The 7,185-nt window shown below is 46.2% G+C and carries 4 protein-coding genes; all 4 read left to right on the top strand.

Going from position 1 to position 7,185, the window contains the following annotated elements; translation table 11 throughout:
* Nucleotides 1–55 precede the first annotated feature (55 nt).
* The 4 genes from BCU91_RS09060 to BCU91_RS09075 all read left to right on the top strand — a co-directional run bounded on the left by BCU91_RS09060 (nt 56) and on the right by BCU91_RS09075 (nt 7,115).
* Nucleotides 56–1,381, top strand: coding sequence for a pitrilysin family protein (locus BCU91_RS09060; RefSeq protein ID WP_102476591.1), 1,326 nt, complete (start codon nt 56–58; stop codon nt 1,379–1,381).
* Nucleotides 1,381–2,829 (top strand): pitrilysin family protein, encoded by a 1,449-nt coding sequence (locus BCU91_RS09065; protein WP_102531323.1) that lies wholly within the window; start codon nt 1,381–1,383, stop codon nt 2,827–2,829. The genes BCU91_RS09060 and BCU91_RS09065 overlap by 1 nt, the downstream gene beginning before the upstream one ends.
* Before the next feature lie 150 nt (nt 2,830–2,979).
* A complete protein-coding gene (gene gmtY, locus BCU91_RS09070; RefSeq protein ID WP_198590455.1) occupies nt 2,980–4,458 on the top strand; it encodes a gamma-mobile-trio recombinase GmtY in 1,479 nt (492 codons plus the stop codon).
* Nucleotides 4,458–7,115: an integrase family protein gene (locus BCU91_RS09075; protein WP_102531324.1), complete on the top strand. Its 2,658-nt coding sequence runs from the start codon at nt 4,458–4,460 to the stop codon at nt 7,113–7,115. Before gmtY ends, BCU91_RS09075 begins: the two co-directional genes overlap by 1 nt.
* Nucleotides 7,116–7,185 lie beyond the last annotated feature (70 nt).

The following is a 7,185-nucleotide window of genomic DNA, read 5'->3' on the forward strand; positions in this document are numbered from 1 at the left end:
ACAACGGGTTGTAGCAGGCCTGTTGTTCATTGCAATGACTTACAAGGAAACCATTATGAAACGCAACATCAGCGCGTTATGGGTATTACTCAGTTGCTGGGTGAGTACCGCGGCGATGGCCACCACAGTCGAGGATATCAATAGCTTTACTCTGGATAATGGCATGAAAATTATGGTGCTAGAAGATAGCAGCATACCCAATGCCAACATGTATTTGTTTTGGAAAGTGGGTTCTCGTAATGAGGCACCGGGCATTACTGGGATCTCGCATTTTTTCGAGCACATGATGTTTAACGGCTCAAAAAAGTATGGCCCTAAAATGTTTGACCGCACCATGGAAGCCGCGGGTGGCGCTAATAATGCTTATACCACTGAAGACACCACGGTATACACCAATTGGTTTCCTGCCAATGCGTTAGAAACCATTTTTGATCTCGAAGCTGATCGCATCGCTAACTTAGATATTAATTCGCAGATGGTAGAAAGCGAGCGTGGTGTGGTGCAATCAGAGCGCACCACAGGGCTTGAAAACTCCAACTGGCGCACCTTGCAACAAGAAGTAAAAGGTGCAGCGTTTAGAGCTCACCCTTATAGCTGGCCTGTGATTGGCCATGAGTCAGATATTGCCGCCTGGTCGCTAGCGGATTTACAGCAATACCATAAGACTTACTATGCGCCCAACAATGCTGTGGTGGTGATCGCAGGTGATGTTAAAACCGCGGAGGTGAAGCGTCTAGCGAAGCAATATTTTGGCGTCATTGCCGCCCAGCCCGCGCCATTAGCCGTTCGCACTGTTGAGCCGCTGCAAAAAGGTGAGCGCCGAGTCTTTGTTGAAAAAGCCTCTGTCACTACCCCTAATGTGCTGCTGGCGTATCATGTGCCATCCACGAAACATGCCGATTATTATGCGCTAGATATACTCAGCACTATTTTCAGTGAAGGTAATAGCTCACGGCTTTATCAAGGCTTGGTGGATAAGCAACTGGCCTCCGATGTGATGTCATATTTGCCCATGTCATTTGACCCTAATCTGTTTTACTTTCTTGGGGTCGCCAATGCAGGGATTGATGCATTGCAATTAGAAGCCTCAATGATTGCCGAGATAAACCGTATTGCCCTTGAAGGCGTTAGCGAGCAAGAGCTTGAAAAAGTGAAAAACATCAAGCTAATGGATTTTTATCGCACCATGCAAACCATCAATGGCCGCGCTAATACTTTAGGTCGTTATGAGCTGTATTTTGGCAGTTATGACAAACTATTTAGTGCGCCTGCAGCCTACAATAAGGTAACCGTTGCTGATATTCAGCGTGTTGCGCAAACCTATTTACGTAAGGCCAATCGCACCGTGGGTGTGTTAGCCGCCACAGAGGGAGCTGACTAATGATGTCATTGATAAAGCTTAAAAAGGCCAGCGCCTTAACGGTATCAGCCATAGCGCTTGCTTGTGGTGTGGGGTTGGCGGGCTGCAAAGCCACGACTGAGTCAAGCAAGCCCCTCGATACTGGCAGTTTCAGTATGCCGCAATATCAATCTGTTACCCTTGAAAATGGCTTACTGGTTAATTTGATGGTGCAACAAGAAGTGCCGATAATTAACTTTAATGCCGTTGTGCGCGCAGGGGCGGTAAACGACACCACATCTGGGGTGTCGTATATGACAATGAAAAGTCTCTTACTGGGCGCCGGCGGTAAAAGCAAAGCTGAAATTGAGCAGATGGTGGGCTTTCTCGGTGCAAGCTTATCTACAGCGTCAGGGCGTGAAAGCATGATGCTGGAAGCGGATTTTATGAGTAAAGATCTTGATACCATGCTCGATATTATCCAGCCAGTGCTCATAAGCCCTGACTTTGACCATAGTGAATTTGAAAAACTCAGACAGCGCGAAATTGTTGGCTTGTCACAAGCGAAAGAAAGCCCACGGGCGGTAATCGGTCGTTACTACAATAAGTTGATATTTGGTGAGCATCCTTACGCCAATCCGGTATCAGGCAACAGTAAGTCATTAGCTGATATTAATGTCACTCAGCTACGGGCCTTTCATCAAAGTTATTTTCAGCCAAAAAATACCGCCATTAATGTGGTGGGTGACTTTGATATCGCAACCATGAAAGCCAAGCTGTCAACGGCATTTGGCGGCTGGAAAAACACTGACACTGCGGTGCAGCCTGATTTAACACAAGGGCTAGCGCCATTAACTGCCAGTAAGGTGTTATTAGTTGATAAACCCGATGCCATTGAAACCACTTTTGTTATTGGCGGTTTGGGGATTAAGCGCGATAACCCTGATTATGTGGGGCTAACGGTAGTAAATACCATTTTAGGGGGCCGTTTTACCTCATGGCTTAATGATGAGTTACGGGTTAACGCCGGGCTCACTTATGGCGCACGCTCTGGCTTTAGTGCTTATTCTGCTGCAGGGGTGTTCTCTATCAGCACCTTTACTAAAACCAGTACCACTAAAGAAGCCATCGATTTAGCCTTAAAAACCTATGGCCGCTTATGGGAGCAAGGCATTGATCAACAAACCTTGGCTTCAGCCAAAGCCTATGTTAAAGGTCAGTACCCACCAAAGTTTGAAACCGGAGGCCAACTGGGCGAGTTACTGGCTGATATGTATATCTATAACTTTGATGATGCATTTATTAATGAGTTTCAAGCCAAGGTCGATGGGCTGACATTAGCTGAAACCCAGCGCCTCATTAATAGTTACTTTCCGAAGGACAATTTGCAGTATGTGCTTATTGGTAACGCGGCTCAGATTGCCGATATTGCCAAAGAGTATGGTGAGGTCACTAAGGTTAATATTACCGATGTGGGCTTTGGCCAATAAGCTATCTCAGCGCGGAACAGGTTAAATAAACAAGCCTCGCATTATTTTATATACAGTAACTTCTAGTGTGTATAATATGTATTAAGGCAGAGAAATCTGCCTTTTTTATTGACATTTATTTGCTTAGGGTTACAGTGTATTTCATGTTTAATGTGTACAGGCATTCGGAACTTGTCATCAGTAAAAGTAAAAGCGACTGTTGTCGAAGATAACACGGGCATAAAAAGCCAACTACCAGTGTTGCTCACCGAGCAAGGAGAGTTGAGTGTTGTAACGGATTATCTCCTTAAAATGGAGGCTGACGGTGTCAGTGCGTCCGTTATGAACCAATTCATTCAAGTCGTTTCTTTACTTTTGGATTACATGGAGGCAAACAAGGACTTGTTCAGCGATCCCAAAATTCTCTTTCAAACCTTTGCTAAGCGCTTGTATAGCGGCACTATAGGAGAAGATGGACTCGATCCGTCGGGCTTATATTGGATGCCAAGTTCAACAGAGCATGTCAATAAACACATCCATAGGCTGACAGCCTTTACTGACTGGATTGCCAAAAAGCAAGGTACTGAACCTATGAACCCCTTGCGTGATGCGACTCCGCATGAACAACGCTTAAATTACGCTGCATGGTTTCGTAAAAACCAAAATGATTTTCTCGGTCATATCGAAGACAAGAACATCAATAAAACCATTCGCAAAGCTAGAACAATGAAGGGGCGCACTCCGCTGACCAAGACGGAAGACGATGCGATTGCCTTTCCAGAAAAACACTGGGAGTCATTTTTCAAAGACGGCATTGGCGGGGCTAAAGACCCACGGGTAGCACTAAGAGATAAGCTTATTCTTCTACTGATGCACGGTGGCGGTCTGCGAGAAAGTGAAGCGTTAACACTCTGGGTGACAGATGTTTTTGAAGATCCTTACAATCCCGACAATGCGGTGGTGCGGATATACAACGAAGTTGATGGTAAGGCACCTGATGGTTGGCGCAGTCGAAGTGGGAAGCATACCAGAGCAGCTTATCTTAAAGAAGAATATGCCCGTATACCGCGCATCAAAATGCAGGGTACAGCTCACCTTGGTTGGAAGTGTCGTGTTGTTGACCATCGTGATAATTACATCCAAGTACAATTTTTCCCAACGGACTATGCCAAGGTCTTTATGTCATTGTGGAAGGACTACCAAAAGTACCGAGCCAGTATTGATTGTCACCACCCTTATGCGTTTATTTCATTTCACCACAGCGCCCTCGGCAACCCTTATAATTTAGGTGCTTTTCACGACAATTACGCAAATGGTTTAAAGCGCATTGGGTTAGCACCGAATAAAGCGGAAGGGTTAGATCCTCACGGACATCGACATAACTACGGCAGACGATTAGAGCGTTCAGGGCTTAACCCGTTAGTCATTCGCCGCTGTATGCACCACAAATCACTGGAGTCTCAAGTTCCCTACACAGGTAAGGGGCAACAGGAAATCTCCGATGAACTCAACAAGGCTACGCTACAACTGGCAAATCCTGAGTCCAAAGTTAAAGCGCTGGACTGGAGAACATTGGGAGAAAATGGTTTTGACGATATCGACCCACAAGGCTATTTCACAGGCAAACATCCGAAATTACGAGGTAAATAATGACAACAAAAGGCAAAAAACGTGACGGACGTGCATCTGACTTCACGTTTAAATGGATGCTCACCACCCTTGGCCCTGAGTGGGAGCAATGGCAGGAATTAGCTGCCGAGTGGATGGCGACACAACATTCGGGGGTTAGCGAGAAGCGTGAGTCACTGTGCCGTTTCTTTGAGTCCTACCTGTTGGAGTACGCTCCCTATGCAACTGATGTAGGTCTGTTTTTCAAGGGGTATGAAGGTCATCTCTGCTCTAGTGAAGAGTTAGAAGCTCGGGTGAGAAAAACTACTAACTCCCCTGCTGCTGTCTCAAAAGCTATCAACTACACCTGCGACTTCATTGATTACATCATTGAGCATCATTTATCTGAAGAAGATGATAATGGCACCTTAAAACCACTGGCTCAAAATCCGCTGAGCAAAATCAAGACACAAAATTCACTCACTGAAACCGTCCGTAGCCCATTGCCGTATCGCTATATCCAAGACCTGCGACAAATCCTATGCCCATTGCCAGATAAAGCTGAACTGACGGTGATTGAGCAAAACCTATCGCAAGGCGAGTCGCTATTACCTAGCTATCACTACCGCCACTTCAAACATTGGACATGGGCGCAGGTACAGTCAGGGCAAGGTAATCAAGGTGGAGACTGGTTCGACGTCGAGCCTGAGTTAATTGACAAAGCTGACCCCGATTGCGTGTGGCGCACCAAAGAAATAAGACGCACTGGCAAAAAAATCACCGTTCATCAAATATGGTCGCCTGTCAAAGCAATGGTGGTTTTCATGAAATTGCACTTACCGCTTCGTACCTATCAGGTGCGGATGCTCGACAGTGGTGAAGCCGATACATGGCGCTATGAACAAGGTCAGTGGGTAGTGAACACCAAGCATGATTTTGCCCTTGGCAGTGAAAAACGCCCCTTCGGAAAAGGCATCTTCCGCCGAATTCACGATACCATGACAGGGCTGTATTCAACAGGTCTGTATGTCAACACCAACAAGACTGCCGACCAGAACAAAGACGAACTAGAGCGTGGTTACATCATTCCTTGGCAAAACGAGGAAGTGCTGTACTGGCTGGAAAAGCTGCGAAACTGGCAGGAAAAATATAACCCTATAGCGAAACCGACTGACTGCGCAGGGCTGCAAAATAAGCATACTGGCAAAAGTAAGTCACAAGCTCAGTTAGAAAGCATGGGGGAAATCGCCTTTCTGTTTCGTGATGCATCAGCGAAGGGGAGTGACAACTCAAAGCCAATTACCAGCAATGGTGTGAAAACATTCTGGTATCAGTTCTTGCTGACATTGGAAAACCAACTCGCTGAGCAAGGTAATACGCTTGATAATGGAGAACGACTTAAACTGGTTGTTGACTACCCAGAAGGCACTTTTGAAGCCGTTAAGTTTGCCACGAACCATCCACTACACAGCTTGCGAGTATCACTTATAACCGCCTACACGATGGATACCCAGTTGCCACTGCCTGTCATATCCAAACTGCTGGCAGGCCACTCACGCATCTTAATGACCATCTACTACAACAAAATCACCCCATCCGTGATGGCGAAAAAAATGAGTGAAGCCGAAGAGCAACTAGAAGGTAAATCCCAGCAGTCGGTGCGCAACTTCTTAAAAGACGCTTCACTAGCACAAATTCAGTGCAAGATGGTCTATCACAAAGAAGATAGCATTCAGGCAGCGCTGGTTAACCGTAACCCCATCGGTTGGGAAGAACGCTCAACTGGCCTATGTTTGGTTGGCGGTAATACGGTCAAATCCGATGAAATCAGTACGCTGGGTGGTTGCTGGAACGGTGGTGAGCTAGTTAAAGATGCAAGCTCTGCTGCTAACCGTATCTATAGCAGCGTACCGCACGGCCCTGAAAATTGTATTCGCTGTCGCTGGTTTATTACCGAAGCAAGATACCTGCCAGCGCTTAACGCGCAATTTAATCAACTCAGCTACAAAGCACACCAAGCGGCTAATCTATCGGTTGAAATTGAAGGTGAGCTGGAGGCGCTAAAAGACGAACAGTTCTTCCGTGAAGAGCAAGGAGCGCCCTTTACCAAGCATGATGAAATACAGGTACTGCAACGCCGCTATGAAAAGCAGCGAGTCGAGGCCGATGAATACGCCAAAGATTGGATATCCTGCTTTGAGGTAATCGGCAAAATCATTCACGTTGAAGAAGCTAGAAACAGTGGTGACACAAAAGATAAAATGATTGCGGTAGGTGATGAGCAAGATATTAGCCATGCCTTGAGATTCGTTGAAACAGAGTCTGAGTTACTGCATCTATCACTGCTGTGTGACGATGCTGAATTCTACCCTGACTTGCAGGATGAATTGCGTAAAACGCCTGCCATAGAAAAGCGCTCACGCAAGCTCAGTCGTGTACTGATGAAAAAAGGTTTTAAGCCAATTTTCATGGAAATGGACGACAAGCAACAACTCATCGCCGCCAATGCCATGCTGCGTCAAATGGCAAAAATCGCTGACCCTGACGACAAACTTGAAGGCTACCGCAAGGTGGCGAACTACATCGAAGCGGGTGAATACCTGAACGATAACAAGCTGTTCTCTCAGGGTATTCATGCACTGACTAATAAAGCCATTAATCTAGATGGCATAGCACTACCGAACTTATTGGAGGACTAATGGAACTTGATATTGATGTCATTCTGGCTGACTTAAAAGAAGGCAAAGTACCTCGCACGCAACAAAACCT

The organism is Shewanella sp. 10N.286.52.B9 (genome assembly GCF_002873635.1).
Taxonomy (GTDB): Bacteria; Pseudomonadota; Gammaproteobacteria; order Enterobacterales; family Shewanellaceae; genus Shewanella.